This window comes from Vibrio sp. JZG120, assembly GCF_053890955.1.
Map to the genome: position 1 here is coordinate 65,631 of NZ_JBSRRK010000009.1, position 16,799 is coordinate 82,429.

The following is a 16,799-nucleotide window of genomic DNA, read 5'->3' on the forward strand; positions in this document are numbered from 1 at the left end:
ACTTTAATCATGAAATACCTATTCTCTTTGTTACTTATCGCGCTTTCTAGCACTGCGGTTGCCGCGCCACCAAGCTCATTCTCTGCCGCCAAACGTGAGGCGGTAAAAATTTATCAAGACCATCCAACGAGCTTTTACTGTGGCTGCAACATTCAATGGCAAGGCAAAAAAGGCTCCCCAGATTTAGCCTCTTGCGGTTACCAAGTCCGTAAACAGGAAAAGCGGGCCGCACGAATCGAATGGGAGCATGTGGTACCTGCGTGGCAATTTGGCCACCAGCGTCAATGCTGGCAAGATGGCGGACGTAAAAACTGCAAGAAAAAAGACAAAACCTTTCGCTTGATGGAAGCAGACCTGCACAACCTAACCCCTGCTATTGGTGAAGTAAACGGTGACCGTTCGAACTACAACTTTAGCCAATGGAACGGTATCGATGGCGTGAGTTATGGTCGCTGTGATATGCAAGTGAACTTTAAGCAGCGTAAAGTCATGCCACCAGACCGTGCTCGAGGTTCGATTGCTCGTACCTACCTATACATGAGCAAAGAGTACGGCTTTAAATTATCAAAACAGCAAACGCAGTTGATGAGTGCTTGGAACAAAACCTACCCAGTCGATAAATGGGAATGTGAGCGTGACGAGCGCATTGCCAAAGTACAAGGCAATCATAACCCATTTGTTCAAAAAGCCTGTCGCGCACTCTAGTACTCCTCTATCTTGAAGCGTTTCAATAACTGATATTGAAACGCTTCTTCCCCCTTGTTTTTTCGGTGGAAAGCATCCATGTTAGGGTTTAAGTTTATTCTCTTGCTGGAAATCTCATGCGTATTCCTCGAATTTATCATCCAGAAACCATTCATCAACTTGGCTCACTTGCTTTAAGTGACGACGCAGCAGGCCATATCGGCCGTGTTCTGCGCATGAAAGAAGGCCAAGATGTTCTCCTATTTGACGGCAGCGGCGCAGAATTCCCAGCGGTTATCAGTGAAGTCAGCAAAAAGACGGTTTTGGTTAACATTACTGAGCGTGTAGAAAACAGTATTGAATCCCCTTTAGACCTGCACCTTGGTCAAGTTATTTCACGTGGCGATAAGATGGAGTTCACTATCCAAAAGTCAGTGGAACTTGGCGTCAATACCATCACACCTCTGATTTCCGAGCGTTGTGGCGTCAAGCTTGACCAAAAGCGCTTTGAGAAAAAACTCGCGCAATGGCAAAAAATCGCCATCAGTGCCTGTGAGCAGTGTGGACGCAATGTCGTTCCAGAAATTCGTCCAATTATGAGCTTGGAAGAGTGGTGTAAAGAAGAGTACGATGGCTTAAAGCTCAATCTTCATCCTCGTGCTAACTACTCAATCAACACACTGCCAACGCCGGTTGAAAAAGTGCGCCTACTGATCGGCCCTGAAGGCGGTTTATCGTCTGAAGAGATCGAGATGACTCGAGAATATCAATTTGAAGAAACGCTACTCGGCCCTCGCGTTCTGCGCACCGAAACAGCGGCTCTGACAGCAATTACAGCCTTACAAGTTCGTTTCGGCGATCTTGGTTAAACGGAGAAAAATAATGATCAAACTCGGCATTGTGATGGACCCAATTTCGTCCATTAACATCAAAAAAGACTCTAGCTTTGCCATGATGCTTGAAGCGCAACGACGCGGCTATGAAATCCACTACATGGAAATGAATGATCTGCATCTCGATCAAGGCGTTGCCATTGCAGATACTAAAGTGGTGGAGCTAAAAGAAGATCCAAACGGTTGGTACGAATTCAAATCAGAGCAAACGATCGAACTGTCTGAGCTAGACGCTGTACTAATGCGTAAAGATCCTCCGTTTGACACAGAATACATCTACGCGACTTACATCCTTGAGCGTGCAGAAGAACAAGGTGCACTGATCGTTAACAAACCTCAAAGTCTACGTGATTGTAATGAAAAACTGTTTACAGCGTGGTTCCCTGAGCTGACACCAACGACAATCGTGACGCGAAAAGCAGAGAAAATTAAAGAGTTTCGTGAAAAGCATGGTGATGTCATCCTAAAACCGCTTGATGGTATGGGCGGCGCATCTATCTTCCGTGTAAAAGAAAACGACCCTAACGTCTCTGTAATCATCGAGACACTGACCAACCACGGTCAAAACTACGCAATGGCGCAAACCTTCGTGCCAGATATCAGCAACGGTGACAAACGTATCTTAGTCGTAGATGGTGAACCAATGCCTTACTGTCTAGCTCGTATTCCTGCAAAAGGTGAAACGCGCGGTAACCTTGCAGCTGGTGGCACAGGTGAGGCTCGACCACTAAGCGAGACCGATATTAAGATTGCTCAAACTGTGGCTCCTACACTGAAAGAAAAAGGCCTTATCTTTGTTGGCCTTGACGTAATTGGCGATAAGCTAACGGAAATCAACGTCACTAGCCCAACCTGTATTCGCGAAATTGAAGCGGCTTTTGACATCTCAATCACTGGCAAACTGATGGATGCGATTGAGCGTCGAGTAAAAGGCGAATAACTCAAACTGTATTACAGTTAATAGAGAGCGTAGTACATTAACTTAAGCAAACTCATGCACATACCTAGATGGTAAACTGTATGATGTTTGCTTAGGGGCATTTACGAGAGTTAAGGGTCAATATGAGTATGAATCTCACAAATCACTTTTTAGTTGCCATGCCTGGGATGAAAGATCCGTACTTTCAAAACAGCGTGATCTACGTTTGTGAGCACAACGAAGACGGCGCTATGGGGTTGATGATCAATGCTCCTGTTGATATCACCGTCGGCAACATGCTCAAGCAGGTGGAAGTTCAGCCAGTACACCCGCGCCTATTTGAAGCCAGCCTAGATAGACCAGTCTACAATGGCGGCCCAATCTCGGAAGATCGTGGTTTTATTCTGCATAAACCTAAAGATTACTACGAGTCCAGCGTCCAAATGACTGATGATCTCGCTGTAACCACTTCACGTGATATTCTTTCGGTGTTAGGAACAGAAGCAGAACCAAGTGATTACTTAGTGGCACTTGGCTACTCAGGTTGGAGTGCAGGCCAATTAGAAAATGAGCTGGTCGAAAACTCTTGGCTCACCATTGAAGCGACGCCTGAAATTATCTTTAATACACCAATCAACGAGCGTTGGAAGAAAGCGGTCGAAAAGCTGGGCATCGACCCCAGTCATCTTTCAGCAGACTCTGGGCATGCTTAGTCCGAAATACAGTTACATTAGATAGAGACACCTTATGTCACGCACAATTATGGCTTTTGACTTTGGAACCAAAAGCATTGGTAGCGCTATTGGCCAAGAAATTACTGGTACGGCTTCCCCATTAAAAGCCTTTAAAGCCAATGACGGTATTCCAAATTGGGACGATATCGAAAAGCAAATCAAAGAGTGGCAGCCAGATTTGCTAGTGGTCGGTTTACCAACTGATCTTCATGGCAAAGACCTTGAGACCATAACCCCTCGTGCACGAAAATTTGCTAAGCGTCTGCAAGGCCGATACGGCTTACCTGTTGAACTGCATGATGAGCGATTATCTACAGCAGAAGCTCGTGCGGAGTTGTTCAGCATGGGCGGCTACAAAGCTCTATCGAAAGGGAATGTGGACTGCCAGTCAGCGGTGGTGATTCTAGAAAGCTGGTTTGAAGCCCTCTGGGGTGAATAAAACACAATACTCAAAACAAGAAAAGGTTGGCAAGTGCCAACCTTTTTTCGTCTAAACACGCTTAATCCATATCGATCTTAACGTTAGCAAGACTGCCCGTAGAGAATGCTTCGCCACGCTGTGTTTTCAACATCAAGCGCAAATCATTCGCCGAATCGGCACTGTGCAGCGCGTCCTCTTCGCTGATCTTACCTTGCATCACCAACTTATAAAGAGATTGATCGAACGTCAGCATACCAAACTCATTTGAGCGAGCCATGGTTGACTTCAACTCATGCAAATCTCCGCGACGGATCAAATCCGACACACGTGGGCTATTTAGCAAGATCTCAAACACACCATGACGCCCCTGCCCATTTTTATCTCGGATCAGCTGCTGACCAACCACGCCTTTTAGGTTCATCGACAAGTCGAACAAGAATTGTTCTTTTTGATCTTTCGGTACCAAGTGAAGAATGCGCTCTAAAGCTTGGTTGGCATTGTTGGCGTGCAACGTTGCCATACACAAATGGCCCGTTTCGGCGAAGGTCATCGCGTATTCCATTGTTTCACGGCTACGGATCTCGCCAATCAAAATCATATCTGGCGCTTGACGCAGCGAGTTTTTAAGCGCAACTTCATAGCTTTCCGTATCTAACCCGACTTCGCGTTGAGTCACGATACAGCGCTTATGCTCATGCACGAATTCGATCGGATCTTCGACCGTCAAAATGTGCCCCGTCTTGTTGCTGTTTCGATAGCCCGTCATTGCCGCCATTGTGGTGGACTTACCTGACCCAGTAGCACCAACCACCAGCACCAAACCACGCTTGGCTATCGCTAAATCTTGCAACACTAACGGTAACTTTAATTGCTCAAAGGTGGGAATATTGGTTTCAATACGACGAATCACCGCACCCGGTAACTCGCGTTGAAAAAAAGCACTCACACGGAAGCGGCCACAATCTCTCACAATGGCAAAATTCGACTCACGACTTTTACGAAATTCCTGACGCCGATCTGGCTCCATAGCACTGTCGAGTAATGCCGCTACATCACTCTCGGTGAGTTTTTCACCTTGTGGTCGCAATTCGCCATCCACGCGAAACAAAATTGGCGCACCAACCGTGATGTACAGATCCGACGCTTTCAGCGCCAGCATACCTTCGAGAAATTTATTTAGATCCATCTTCCGTATTCACCATTATCTGTATGAGCGTTACGAGAATTGCTGCACTTCTAATCCGATCTTACTATCGACCTCTTCACGAGCGACCATACCTTGTGCCATTAACTGACGAGCATTTTGCTCCATGGTTTGCATGCCGTGAGCCGCACCAGTTTGAATGATCGAATACATCTGCGCGACTTTGTCTTCGCGGATCAAGTTACGAATCGCAGGCGTTGCCATCATGATTTCATGGCATGCAATACGGCCACCACCATTACGTTTCAATAACTTTTGAGCGATAACCGAACGAAGGGACTCAGAAAGCATCGAGCGCACCATGTCTTTATCACTACCAGGGAACACATCGATAATACGGTCAATGGTTTTTGCCGCCGAGCTGGTGTGTAACGTTCCAAACACTAAGTGCCCCGTTTCCGCCGCCGTTAACGCAAGGCTGATGGTTTCTTTGTCACGCATCTCACCAACCAGAATGACATCTGGGTCTTCACGTAATGCGCTGCGCAGTGCGTTTTGGAAACTATGCGTATCACGGTGTACTTCACGCTGGTTGATCAAACATTTATTGTTGTTGTGAACAAATTCAATCGGATCTTCAATTGTGAGTACGTGCTTGTTGTGATTACGGTTAATGTAGTCAACAATGGCTGCTAAGGTCGTCGATTTACCTGAACCTGTTGGGCCAGTGACCAGAACTAAGCCTTTTTCAGCGTTCGCAATTTTTTTGAAGATCTCTGGCGCTTCCAGCTCTTCCAGAGTTGGAATGCTACTTGGAATGGTACGGAATACTGCCGCACAGCCACGAGATTGGTTGAAAGCGTTGACACGGAAACGACCAACGTTATGCAACTCAAAAGAGAAGTCGACTTCGAGTTTTTCTTCGAACTCACTGCGTTGAGCATCGTTCATGATTTCGAAAACCAAACGATGCACTTCTTGGTGTGTAAACGCTGGGATGCCTAGTTTTCTCACATCCCCATCAATACGAACCATTGGTGGGACACCTGCAGAAAGATGTAGATCCGAGGCATTATGTTTTACACTAAAATCCAGTAACTCAGTGATATCCATTTAAAATCCTTAAGTCTAAAGTACAGCTATGAGTAGTATTCAACAAAATATTGAACATATCACCTCTCAAATTCGATATGACGAACAAAAATTTGGTCGAACTCCAGAGTCAGTGCAACTTCTAGCGGTAAGCAAAACTAAACCTGTCGAGGCAATTCTCGAAGCCCACCAAGCGGGACAAACCGCCTTTGGTGAAAACTACGTCCAAGAGGGCGTCAGTAAAGTTCAGCACTTTGCCGAGCATTATCCAGATAATCGAATCGAATGGCACTTCATTGGCCCGATTCAGTCGAATAAATCGCGACTTGTTGCCGAACATTTCGATTGGGTTCACACCATCGATCGAACCAAGATTGCTCAACGCCTGAATGATCAGCGTCCAAGCGAACTTAAACCGCTACAAGTTCTGATTCAGGTTAACACCAGTGGTGAAGCATCTAAGTCTGGTGTCACCGAAGCGGAAGTATTCGAGCTGGCAGAGTTGATTTCTCGCCTACCCAACCTCACTTTAAGAGGGTTGATGTCGATTCCTGCCAACGTGTCTGACTACGAATCACAACTTCATGAGTTTCAGAAGTTGGCCACATTGAAGCAAACACTCGAAGCTCAGTTCCCAGAAATCGATACATTATCAATGGGAATGAGTGGTGATATGACCGCTGCAATCGAAGCTGGTAGTACAATGGTTCGTATTGGAACCGCTATTTTCGGCGCGCGAGACTACAGCTAAATCAACAAAACGCTCACTAGCGACATAAATTCGTCGTTAAATTAAAGAGTAAATCGCGCAATCATCTTACTCGCCAATAGGAGCAGTAAGTAACAGCGGCGCCATTATACACCTGAGCGCACAACAAACTCTAAATATCATGATGGAAATCAGACAAATGGAACATAAAAAAATCGCCTTCATTGGTGCTGGCAACATGGTGAGAGCCATTGTTTCTGGCTTGGTTGCTAACGGATACCCAGCGCAAAACATTACCGCGACAGCTCCTTCAGAGGCACGCCGTCTTCCGCTAGAACAAGATTTTGGCATCCGTACCACCAGCGATAACATCCAAGCTGCGACCGAGGCGGATGTGGTGGTATTGTCTGTGAAACCGCAAATGATGGCTGATGTTTGTAAACCACTGCAAGCGATCGATTTCACTAATAAACTGGTGATTTCTATTGCCGCTGGCATCAACTGTTCACGATTGGATGATATGCTAGACACCAAATTGAACTTGGTTCGTGTTATGCCAAATACGCCATCACAACTTGGGTTGGGCATGAGTGGTTTATTCGCACCAGCCCATGTAACTGAGCAAGACAAAGCTTTTGCTGCAGAGTTAATGGAAGCGGTCGGTAAAGTATGTTGGGTTGAGCAAGAGTCTGGCATCAATAATGTGATTGCCGCAGCTGGCAGTGCTCCGGCATACTTCTTCCTGTTTATGGAGGCGATGCAAGCAGAAGCGATTGCTCAAGGCTTTGATAAAGACACCGCTCGACTATTGGTTCAGCAAGCTGCATTGGGCGCGGCCAGTATGGTGGTTAGCAACCCAGAAACTGAGCTATCGACCCTGCGTGAGAATGTGACATCGAAAGGTGGGACAACGGCAGAAGCACTGCATACATTCAACGAACATCAACTTTCAGATATTGTTGCTAAAGCCATGCAAGCTGCTGTGGCTCGCGCGGAAGAAATGGAAAAACTGTTTTAATTATTTGGATGAACTCCGTTTAGTATCATCCATCACTTGTTAAGGGTACCTTATGAATTCAATGAGTTTTCTCATCTCAACCCTATTTGACCTGTACATCATGGTCGTAATTTTGCGAATTTGGTTGCAAGCTGCACGCGCAGACTTCTACAACCCATTCTCGCAATTCATAGTAAAAGCGACTCAGCCGGTCATTGGTCCACTGCGCCGCATTATTCCTTCCGTGGGGAATATTGACCTAGCAACCGTGTTGTTTGCCTACGTGTTGTGTGTGCTTAAATTTGTCGTTCTGATCCTGATAGCTTCGAACGGTTCCGTCTCTTTCAGCGCTGATTTCTTGTTCTTAGGCTTGTTATCATTAATCAAAGCCGCTGGAGGTCTGCTGTTCTGGGTACTATTGATCCGTGCAATTTTGAGCTGGGTAAGCCAAGGTCGCAGCCCTATCGAGTACGTATTCCATCAATTAACCGAGCCAATGTGCGCACCAATCCGTCGTATTATTCCGGCTATTGGTGGTCTTGATTTGAGCGTACTGGTGCTGTTTATCGGCTTGCAGTTCGCGAACTTCTTGATGGGTGATATCATTGGTCCAATTTGGTTCCAGTTATAATGTCAGCCGCAGTTTGGCAAGATGGCGAGGACATCATCCTAAAGCTCTATATTCAACCTAAAGCAAGCCGCGATAAAATTGTTGGCTTGCATGGTGAAGAGCTCAAAATCGCCATTACTGCTCCACCTGTCGATGGCAAAGCTAATGCGCACCTAACTAAGTTCTTAGCCAAGCAGTTTAAAATCGCTAAGGGTTTGGTTCACATAGAAAAAGGTGAATTAGGACGGCACAAACAAATTCGGATAGAATCACCTACCCAGATACCGACAGAAATTAAAGCCATCTTATGATGGCTTTTTATTTACAATTTTGTACCACACTTACTAGTACCAACGACTGAGTTCGCATTTTTACCCCGTGACCAAGGTAAAATTGCGACTATGGTTGTTTTATAACAAGTGCTTTGAGGAAGTAACAATGAGCAAATGGATTACCGCATTACTGATCAGCCTATTGTCGTTACCAAGCTTCGCCGATCAGTTTAAAAATATGAAAGATATCGAAGTACACTATGTCGCGTTTAACTCGACATTCTTAACACCGAAAGTCGCACGTAGCTACGATATCAAGCGTAATGGATACCTCGCTGTGGTTAATATTAGCGTGCTAGATAGAGCTTCATTGGGTAAACCTGCATTAGAAGCAAAAATTGCTGGACGCGCGAAAAACCTCATCGGCCAAACTCAGACCTTGTCCTTTCGTGAAGTCAAAGAAGGCAATGCGATATACTATTTAGCCGAACTGCCAATTACCCACGAAGAAACTTTTACTTTCGATATTGACGTAAAAGCTGGAAACAAAGGCTCAGGTAAGCTTAAATTCACCCAGAAGTTTTATGTTGAAGAGTAATTGGGTTGTGATGATCCAAAAGCTTTTGGATCTAAGCAGGCTAAAAACTACTTATTAGTTAAAGAATATCTAGAGGAGAACGATTTGTTCTCCTCTATCACTATTAAAAGAGATTCCCATGAAAAAAATTGTGCTAGCAACTGGTAACCAAGGCAAAGTTCGTGAAATGGCAGATTTGTTGTCTGACTTCGGCTTTGAAGTATTAGCGCAAAGTGAATTCAATGTATCGGAAGTAGCTGAAACGGGCACAACGTTCATTGAAAACGCAATCATTAAAGCTCGCCATGCCGCGCAAGAAACTGGGCTTCCTGCGATTGCAGACGACTCTGGCTTAGAAGTCGATTTCTTAAAAGGCGCTCCGGGCATTTACTCTGCACGTTACGCAGGCGAGAACGCATCTGATCAAGAGAATCTAGAAAAATTGCTAGCGGCAATGGAAGGCGTACCAGAAGCAGAACGTACAGCACGTTTCCACTGCGTATTAGTCCTCATGCGCCACGAGAACGACCCAACGCCTATCGTCTGCCACGGTAAATGGGAAGGCCGCATTCTAACTGAAGCACACGGTGAAAATGGCTTTGGCTACGACCCAATCTTCTTTGTTCCTGAAAACAACTGTGCGTCAGCCGAACTTGAACCTGCACGTAAAAAACAACTGTCTCACCGCGGTAAAGCGCTCAAGTCGTTGTTTGCTCAACTGTCTGAGCAAGTGTCTCAGTAATCACGAGCGAATTAGACCATGTTAACGCCCCCAGCACTCAGCTTGTATGTACACATCCCTTGGTGTGTACAAAAGTGCCCGTATTGCGACTTTAACTCTCACGCGCTCAAAACCGAGATTCCAGAAGAAGAGTACATCAGTGCCCTTCTAGAAGATTTGGATACCGACATTGAGAAATACCTCCTTAACGAAGCGCCACGTCCACTGCATTCAATCTTCATTGGTGGTGGTACGCCGAGTTTGATTTCGGCAGAAGGCATCGAGCGTCTACTTAAGGGCATTGAAGCGCGTATTCCGTTTAAGCCAGAAATTGAGATCACCATGGAAGCTAACCCAGGCACCATCGAAGCAGAGCGTTTTGTTGGCTACCGCAAAGCTGGTGTAACGCGTATCTCTATCGGCGTGCAAAGCTTTGAGCAACAGAAGCTTGAGCGTTTGGGGCGCATTCACGGCCAAGACGAAGCCGTCAATGCTGCTAAGCTGGCGCACCAAATCGGTTTGAACAGCTTTAACCTCGATCTCATGCACGGCTTACCAGATCAAAGCATCGAACAAGCCTTGGCAGATTTGGACAAAGCTATTGAGTTGGCACCGCCGCACCTGTCTTGGTATCAGCTGACCATCGAACCAAACACCATGTTCTACTACAAGCCACCAACGCTACCTGACGATGATGACTTGTGGGATATTTTCGAGCTCGGACACCAAAAACTTTCAGCCGCGGGTTATGTGCAATATGAAATCTCGGGTTACAGCAAGCCGGGCTATCAGTGTCAGCACAACCTCAACTACTGGCGCTTTGGCGATTACCTTGGTATTGGTTGTGGCTCTCATGGCAAACTCAGTTTTACCGACGGGCATATTATTCGAACGACAAAGGTAAAACACCCGCGAGGCTATTTAGCGGCTTATCAAAATATGGTCAAACCTTATCTGCATACAGAACATGTCGTCGCGGATGAAGATCGTCCATTCGAGTTCTTTATGAACCGATTCCGCTTAATCGAAGCCTGTCCGAAGCAAGATTATGTGGACACCACGGGCTTACCGCTCAGTACGATTCAAGAAACCATCGACTGGGCGATAGAAATGGGCTACCTGAGTGAAACGCCTACCCATTGGCAAATTACTGAAAAAGGGAAGCTCTTCCTTAATGATTTGCTCGAAGCCTTTATGGCCGAAGAAAGCGAAGAGTAACGCAGCCCAAAAACAAAAAAGCCTCTCAATTGAGAGGCTTTTTATATAGAACATTCAACATTAGAAAATCGAACGGCCAATTCGCTCCGATAGCAATTCAAGCGCCTTAGTACCAGCAAGGGAGTTACCTGAAGGGTCAAGCTCTGGAGACCATACTGCAATGGTCATTTCACCAGGTACTACCGCGATAATGCCACCACCGACACCAGACTTACCAGGCATGCCAACACGATAAGCAAACTCGCCCGCGCCATCATACAGGCCACACGTTGCTAACAGTGCATTAAGTTGTTTGGTTTGCACGGGAGAAACAACGGGCTTACCCGTTTGTACCGATGTGCCCTTATTTGCCAAATAGCTAAACGTTTTAGCCAAGTCGACACAGCTCATCTTCAGTGCACAAGCGTGGAAGTAGTTTTGCAGCACTGGAATTACTTCATTTTCGAAGTTACCAAACGAGCGCATGAGATATGCAATCGCCGCATTCCGATCACCATGCATCATTTCGGATGCCGCGACGACTTTGTCATACACAATATGAGTATCACCAGAAAGCTGACGTACAAATTCCAATAGGCGCTGACGAGGTGCAGATAAGCGAGTTTGCAACAGATCCGCCACAACTATCGCTCCAGCATTAATAAAAGGATTGCGAGGAATACCTTGCTCCATTTCTAGCTGGATTAGCGAGTTAAATGCCTGCCCCGAAGGCTCTTTTCCCACTCGAGACCAAATTTCTTCTTGCTTGTACAAGCACATCGCTAACGTCAAGCTCAATGCTTTTGAAATAGATTGGATAGAGAAAGGTTCATCGGCATCGCCCGCCTTAATAACCTCACCTTCGTTGGTGTATACCGCAATACCTAACTTGTTGCTGGGTACTTTTGCCAGAGCAGGAATGTAATCAGCCACTTTGCCTTGGCCGATTAAAGGGCGCACTTCCGCCAAAATATCTGTCAAAATTTCCACTGTCGGTTTCATTCTCTACCTTCTATTTACAAGAGAACTCGTTGAGCTCAGAGGTAAAAAAAGCCAACGTGTCGTTGGCTTTTCCATAGGGTTCGTTCGACTCAAGTCGATTATGGTTTTACTGCCACAATAATATTGCGGTTGATAGATTGATCAACACGGTGAAGATAACCGATGTAAGGCTCTTCTGAAAGTACCTTCCAACCTTGCTCTTCAAATAATGCCGCGACGTCTTTCCATTTCAACGTAAATTCATTGAAAGACAACACCACTGAACCTTGTTTTTTCAGTACCACTTTCCATGCAGGCAGAGCCTCTTTTAAAAGCTCTAGTGGGCTGCGGTTCAGTTTGCTGTCCTTGGCATTTTTGCTGCCGTGCTGCACGCCGTAAGGCAAGTCAGACACCATCACGTCAACTGAGTTCTTTTTCACGACTTGATCAGCGATACGAGTATCAGCCGAATACAGCTTCATAAACTGAAGATTGCCTTGGTTGTAATCTTCTTTATTTGCTGCAGCTTCAACCACGAAACCATCCGCCACTTTCTTGCCACCCGCAGTGCGCTTTTCTTTGCTCACTTTGTGCTTAAAGCGGCCATTCTTCATGAACTTAACGATAAAGGTCTGGATCTCTTGCACCCACTTGGCATTGATCTCTACCCCCACAACGTTCAAACCATGGATCAAGCCTTCAAACAAGGTTGTACCTTTACCACACATTGGATCCATTAAGGTCAGCTGCTCACTTCCCGTATTGGACGCACTAATGCCGATATTTACCATCAAGCGAGTAAACTGCTCGTTTGTTTTCCCGGTATAACGCAGAATCTGACTCATGCTTTCCGGGAAAGTATTGAACGCTGACGCTTGAATTGGTCGAAGTAAACCATCTTCGCGCACTTCAAATAGTGCATAGTAAATCGAAGAGGCTGCGATTCTTCGCGTCTGCTCATCGCTTAGAGCTTCCTGACAAGAAAACACCAACGCTGCAGGTAAGCCAACCTCTTTACTACCAATTTCTGTCACATCCACGCCTTGTGAAGCTAAAATTGCTTTTAGCTCTGAACAGGCAATGGTCATTGCGCTATCAAAGTAAATTCGGTTATGACCCGGATTCGCTAATATCGCGTAATGGTACATCCCATGAACTCCTCTAGTTACGCGATACGCTTATATTTGATATCCCACACACCGTGACCAAGACGGTGACCACGAGCTTCAAACTTCGTTAAAGGACGGTCGTCTGGACGAGGAACGAAATCACCATCTTTAGCAATGTTTTCGAAACCTGGCGCTTGGTTCATAACTTCAATCATGTGCTCTGCGTAGTTTTCCCAGTCTGTCGCCATGTGGAAAACACCTTCATTAGGGATCAGCTTCTCACGAACCATTTCAGCAAAACCTAATTGAACGATGCGACGCTTGTGGTGACGTTTCTTGTGCCAAGGGTCTGGGAAGAACAACTGCAGTGTCGATAGGCTGCCGTTTGGAATCATATGCTCAAACACTTCGACTGCGTCATGGCACATCACACGCAGGTTAGTAACTCCCGCCTCACGCGCATCCGCAAGACAAGCACCAACACCCGGGCTGTGTACTTCGATACCAATGAAGTTCTTCTCTGGTGCATTCTTTGCCATTTCAACCAATGAAGCACCCATACCAAAACCGATCTCTAGTACAACGGGGTTGTCGTTACCAAACACTTCTTTCCAATCGAGAAGTTCAGCTTTGAAGTCAATACCCATCGTTGGCCAGCATTCATTCATCGCGCTCTCTTGACCTTTAGTCAAACGCCCTTCACGGCGCACAAAGCTGCGGATTTTGCGGATCAGCTTTCCGTCTTCGTTGTATTCGTTAGTGGTTACTTCACTCATTGATTTTGCCTGCACATTGATTAATCAAAGCGGGGATTATCCAAAGAATTTACTGAGGTGCAAGTATTTGTTGAGCTCTTGGCCTATGGCAGCCCAAAAGCAATAGCACACCTCTTTATATCCCTACTGTTTATCCGTTGTACTTCTTGCCCATTATGTGGTGCAATTTTGCACCTAACCAATAATAGAATACAGAGCAAGTCGTGACACCTTTCGCCAATGCCATCCTAGAATGGTATGACGCATATGGAAGAAAAGATCTTCCGTGGCAACAAAATAAGACCGCATACAGTGTCTGGTTGTCTGAAATCATGCTTCAGCAAACTCAGGTCACTACGGTTATTCCGTATTACCAACGTTTCTTAGAGCGTTTTCCAACCGTGCTCGATCTTGCCAATGCTGAGCAAGATGAAGTCCTGCACCTTTGGACTGGCTTAGGGTATTACGCCCGAGCCCGTAACCTTCACAAAGCAGCACAAGAGGTCGCCTCTACATACAATGGTGAGTTTCCTCTTGATATAGAGAAAATGAACGCCTTACCGGGGATTGGCCGCTCTACCGCAGCCGCCGTTTTATCGTCTGTGTATAAACAACCACATGCGATTCTTGATGGCAACGTGAAGCGCACCCTATCCCGCTGTTTCGCAGTCGAAGGATGGCCAGGACAAAAAAAGGTTGAAAACCAGCTGTGGGAAATTGCCGAAACGCATACCCCACAAACGGACGTAGATAAGTATAACCAGGCAATGATGGACATGGGCGCGATGGTCTGCACACGCAGCAAACCCAAATGTAGTCTCTGCCCTGTTGCGGATCTGTGTGTGGCAAAACAACAAGGCAATGTGCTCGACTACCCGGGTAAAAAACCGAAAAAAGACAAGCCAATCAAGCAAACTCGTTTTGTAATGCTTCATCACAACACCGAAAATGGTCATGAAGTGTGGTTAGAACAAAGACCACAAACAGGCATTTGGGGTGGCTTATTTTGCTTCCCACAAACCGAACATGTGGATGTAGAAAGCGACATTGAATTGCTACTGGATCAACGTGGCATTCAAGCCAGCAATATCAAGCAGCAGCAAACACTGATTACCTTTCGCCATACCTTTAGCCATTACCACCTCGATATCACGCCAATTTTGATTGATTTATCAAAGCAACCGGACGTGATAATGGAAGGCAACAAAGGTCTTTGGTATAACTTATCTAAACCTGAAGAAGTCGGTTTAGCCGCGCCAGTAAAACTATTGCTGGAAGCGCTACCCCACGAACTTCGTTAATTGAATACAAGGAGTCATTATGAGCCGCACTGTATTTTGTGCTCGACTAAAAAAAGAAGGCGAAGGTCTAGATTTTCAACTTTACCCTGGTGAACTAGGTAAACGCATTTTCGACAACATCTCGAAAGAAGCGTGGGCTCAGTGGCAACACAAACAAACCATGTTGATCAACGAAAAGAAACTCAACATGATGGATCCAGAGCACCGAAAACTGATCGAAACAGAAATGGTAAACTTCCTCTTTGAAGGAAAAGACGTTCATATCGAAGGTTACACACCGCCGAGCGAATAAAGTCGCTTGAGTTAAAACAATGACATCACAACCACTTGTGGTGTCATTTTTCTATTACCTTCAATAGCCCTGATACTTATGAAAAAAATTGTCTTTATTGCTGCCGCACTTTTAATGGCTGGCTGTAGCCGTGAATTCGTCGAAAAGATTTATGACGTCAACTACGAGCCCACAAACCGTTTTGCCAATAACTTAGCTGAGCTACCTGGACAATTTGAAAAAGATACCGCCGCGTTGGATGCCCTGATCAATAGTTTCTCTGGTAATATTCAAAAGCGCTGGGGTAAAAAAGAAATTAAGTACGCAGGCAAAAGTAATTACGTCAAATATATCGATAACTACCTTAGCCGTGCCGAAGTCGACTTTCGCAAAGGCGTGATCACGATTGAAACCGTATCACCGACCGAGCCCCAAAAGCACCTCAAAGAGGCGATTGTCACTACCTTACTCACGCCAGACGATCCAGCTCACGTAGACTTGTTCTCCTCAAAAGGAATCACGTTAGAAGGGCAACCATTTCTGTATAAACAAGTTGTCGATCAAGACAATAAGCCAATTCAGTGGTCTTGGCGGGCAAACCGATTTGCGGAGTATCTCATCGCAAACAAGATCAAGACCAAAGACGTTGATTTCAAGAAAGCGTATTACGTCGAAATCCCCATGGTTGAAGATCATTTTTCAACACGCAGCTACCAATACGCCGATATCGTGCGCCGAGCTTCCAAAAAATACGATATTCCAGAAGATTTGATATACGCCATTATTAAAACCGAGAGCAGCTTCAACCCGTACGCAGTAAGTTGGGCAAATGCGTATGGCTTAATGCAAGTTGTACCTAAAACCGCCGGTCGAGACGTATTCAAGCTCGTGAAAAAGCGCTCAGGCCAACCAAGCCCTGAATATTTGTTTAATCCAGAAAACAACATCGATACCGGTACTGCGTATTTCTACATCTTAAAAAATCGTTATTTAAGAGAAGTCCATCACCCTACCTCTCTCGAGTACAGTATGATTTCCGCTTACAATGGCGGTACTGGAGGTGTTTTAAACACATTCCATCGCAGCGATCGCAAACGCGCAATGCAAGATCTTAATTCGTTGCAACCCAACCAAGTTTATTGGGCACTAACTAAGAAACATCCGAACGCAGAAGCACGTCGTTACCTAGAAAAAGTTACAAATTTCAAAAAGGAATTTAACTCAAAGCAAACTTTGTAGTGACAGTTGAATAAAAAGCGTTCGAACAAGCACTTTTTTGAAATTATTTAAAAAAAGTGGTTGACGCAAAGCGGGAAAATCCGTTTAATAGCGCTCCGTCGCCCGGATAGCTCAGTCGGTAGAGCAGAGGATTGAAAATCCTCGTGTCGGTGGTTCGATTCCGCCTCCGGGCA

Annotated in this window: 20 protein-coding genes and 1 tRNA gene; 16 read left to right on the forward strand and 5 right to left on the reverse strand. The window is 45.7% G+C overall.

Annotated features, from left to right (window positions below):
- The first annotated feature begins 9 nt into the window (after positions 1–9).
- The 5 genes from endA (at position 10) to ruvX (ending at position 3,669) form a co-directional block, all read left to right on the forward strand.
- The gene (gene endA / locus ACWPOD_RS17940; protein WP_109169425.1) at positions 10–705 is read left to right on the forward strand and encodes a deoxyribonuclease I; all 696 of its coding nucleotides are present in this window, start codon (positions 10–12) and stop codon (positions 703–705) included.
- A 116-nt stretch (positions 706–821) separates the two neighbouring features.
- Entirely contained in the window at positions 822–1,553 is a 732-nt protein-coding gene (gene rsmE, locus ACWPOD_RS17945) for a 16S rRNA (uracil(1498)-N(3))-methyltransferase (RefSeq protein ID WP_005393970.1), read from the forward strand.
- A gap of 13 nt (positions 1,554–1,566) precedes the next feature.
- Positions 1,567–2,517 carry a glutathione synthase gene (gene gshB, locus ACWPOD_RS17950; RefSeq protein WP_006743090.1) on the forward strand — a complete coding sequence of 317 codons (951 nt, stop codon included), beginning with the start codon at positions 1,567–1,569 and terminating at the stop codon, positions 2,515–2,517.
- Positions 2,518–2,645: 128 nt separating this feature from the next.
- The gene (locus tag ACWPOD_RS17955; RefSeq protein ID WP_005393973.1) at positions 2,646–3,209 is read left to right on the forward strand and encodes a YqgE/AlgH family protein; all 564 of its coding nucleotides are present in this window, start codon (positions 2,646–2,648) and stop codon (positions 3,207–3,209) included.
- A gap of 34 nt (positions 3,210–3,243) precedes the next feature.
- Complete coding sequence (ruvX, locus tag ACWPOD_RS17960) at positions 3,244–3,669, forward strand: Holliday junction resolvase RuvX (protein ID WP_005381017.1); 426 nt, start codon at positions 3,244–3,246, stop codon at positions 3,667–3,669.
- Between the two features lie 61 nt (positions 3,670–3,730).
- Here the strand turns inward: ruvX and ACWPOD_RS17965 are convergent, their stop codons facing one another.
- Both ACWPOD_RS17965 and ACWPOD_RS17970 read right to left on the reverse strand, forming a co-directional pair.
- Entirely contained in the window at positions 3,731–4,837 is a 1,107-nt protein-coding gene (locus tag ACWPOD_RS17965; protein WP_006743091.1) for a PilT/PilU family type 4a pilus ATPase, read from the reverse strand.
- 30 nt (positions 4,838–4,867) lie between these two features.
- The gene (locus tag ACWPOD_RS17970) at positions 4,868–5,908 is read right to left on the reverse strand and encodes a type IV pilus twitching motility protein PilT (protein WP_005381015.1); all 1,041 of its coding nucleotides are present in this window, start codon (positions 5,906–5,908) and stop codon (positions 4,868–4,870) included.
- A gap of 28 nt (positions 5,909–5,936) precedes the next feature.
- Here ACWPOD_RS17970 and ACWPOD_RS17975 point away from each other — a divergent pair, with 28 nt between their 5' ends.
- The 7 genes from ACWPOD_RS17975 to hemW all read left to right on the forward strand — a co-directional run bounded on the left by ACWPOD_RS17975 (position 5,937) and on the right by hemW (position 10,991).
- Entirely contained in the window at positions 5,937–6,638 is a 702-nt protein-coding gene (locus tag ACWPOD_RS17975; RefSeq protein WP_006743092.1) for a YggS family pyridoxal phosphate-dependent enzyme, read from the forward strand.
- Positions 6,639–6,795: 157 nt separating this feature from the next.
- The gene (gene proC, locus ACWPOD_RS17980) at positions 6,796–7,614 is read left to right on the forward strand and encodes a pyrroline-5-carboxylate reductase (RefSeq protein WP_256935766.1); all 819 of its coding nucleotides are present in this window, start codon (positions 6,796–6,798) and stop codon (positions 7,612–7,614) included.
- A gap of 52 nt (positions 7,615–7,666) precedes the next feature.
- Positions 7,667–8,224, forward strand: a complete 558-nt coding sequence (locus ACWPOD_RS17985; RefSeq protein ID WP_012841393.1) for a YggT family protein — start codon at positions 7,667–7,669, stop codon at positions 8,222–8,224.
- A complete protein-coding gene (yggU, locus tag ACWPOD_RS17990) occupies positions 8,224–8,514 on the forward strand; it encodes a DUF167 family protein YggU (RefSeq protein ID WP_005393980.1) in 291 nt (96 codons plus the stop codon). The genes ACWPOD_RS17985 and yggU overlap by 1 nt, the downstream gene beginning before the upstream one ends.
- A gap of 127 nt (positions 8,515–8,641) precedes the next feature.
- Positions 8,642–9,073: a DUF4426 domain-containing protein gene (locus ACWPOD_RS17995; RefSeq protein WP_005393982.1), complete on the forward strand. Its 432-nt coding sequence runs from the start codon at positions 8,642–8,644 to the stop codon at positions 9,071–9,073.
- A gap of 118 nt (positions 9,074–9,191) precedes the next feature.
- Positions 9,192–9,794, forward strand: a complete 603-nt coding sequence (locus tag ACWPOD_RS18000) for an XTP/dITP diphosphatase (protein WP_074191809.1) — start codon at positions 9,192–9,194, stop codon at positions 9,792–9,794.
- Between the two features lie 18 nt (positions 9,795–9,812).
- Positions 9,813–10,991: a radical SAM family heme chaperone HemW gene (gene hemW / locus ACWPOD_RS18005; RefSeq protein WP_395192076.1), complete on the forward strand. Its 1,179-nt coding sequence runs from the start codon at positions 9,813–9,815 to the stop codon at positions 10,989–10,991.
- A gap of 60 nt (positions 10,992–11,051) precedes the next feature.
- Here the strand turns inward: hemW and glsB are convergent, their stop codons facing one another.
- The 3 genes from glsB to trmB form a co-directional block, all read right to left on the reverse strand.
- Complete coding sequence (glsB, locus tag ACWPOD_RS18010) at positions 11,052–11,972, reverse strand: glutaminase B (protein WP_005393987.1); 921 nt, start codon at positions 11,970–11,972, stop codon at positions 11,052–11,054.
- 98 nt (positions 11,973–12,070) lie between these two features.
- A complete protein-coding gene (locus ACWPOD_RS18015) occupies positions 12,071–13,099 on the reverse strand; it encodes a TRM11 family SAM-dependent methyltransferase (RefSeq protein WP_104970972.1) in 1,029 nt (342 codons plus the stop codon).
- A 17-nt stretch (positions 13,100–13,116) separates the two neighbouring features.
- The gene (gene trmB, locus ACWPOD_RS18020) at positions 13,117–13,836 is read right to left on the reverse strand and encodes a tRNA (guanosine(46)-N7)-methyltransferase TrmB (RefSeq protein WP_085342616.1); all 720 of its coding nucleotides are present in this window, start codon (positions 13,834–13,836) and stop codon (positions 13,117–13,119) included.
- Between the two features lie 203 nt (positions 13,837–14,039).
- On the opposite strand from trmB, the gene mutY reads away from it, so the two are divergent.
- The 4 genes from mutY (at position 14,040) to ACWPOD_RS18040 (ending at position 16,799) form a co-directional block, all read left to right on the forward strand.
- Positions 14,040–15,116: an A/G-specific adenine glycosylase gene (mutY, locus tag ACWPOD_RS18025; protein ID WP_114323654.1), complete on the forward strand. Its 1,077-nt coding sequence runs from the start codon at positions 14,040–14,042 to the stop codon at positions 15,114–15,116.
- Positions 15,117–15,135: 19 nt separating this feature from the next.
- Positions 15,136–15,408, forward strand: a complete 273-nt coding sequence (locus tag ACWPOD_RS18030; protein WP_005381002.1) for an oxidative damage protection protein — start codon at positions 15,136–15,138, stop codon at positions 15,406–15,408.
- Between the two features lie 78 nt (positions 15,409–15,486).
- Positions 15,487–16,626 carry a membrane-bound lytic murein transglycosylase MltC gene (gene mltC, locus ACWPOD_RS18035; RefSeq protein WP_005393998.1) on the forward strand — a complete coding sequence of 380 codons (1,140 nt, stop codon included), beginning with the start codon at positions 15,487–15,489 and terminating at the stop codon, positions 16,624–16,626.
- A gap of 100 nt (positions 16,627–16,726) precedes the next feature.
- Positions 16,727–16,799, forward strand: a tRNA-Phe gene (locus ACWPOD_RS18040).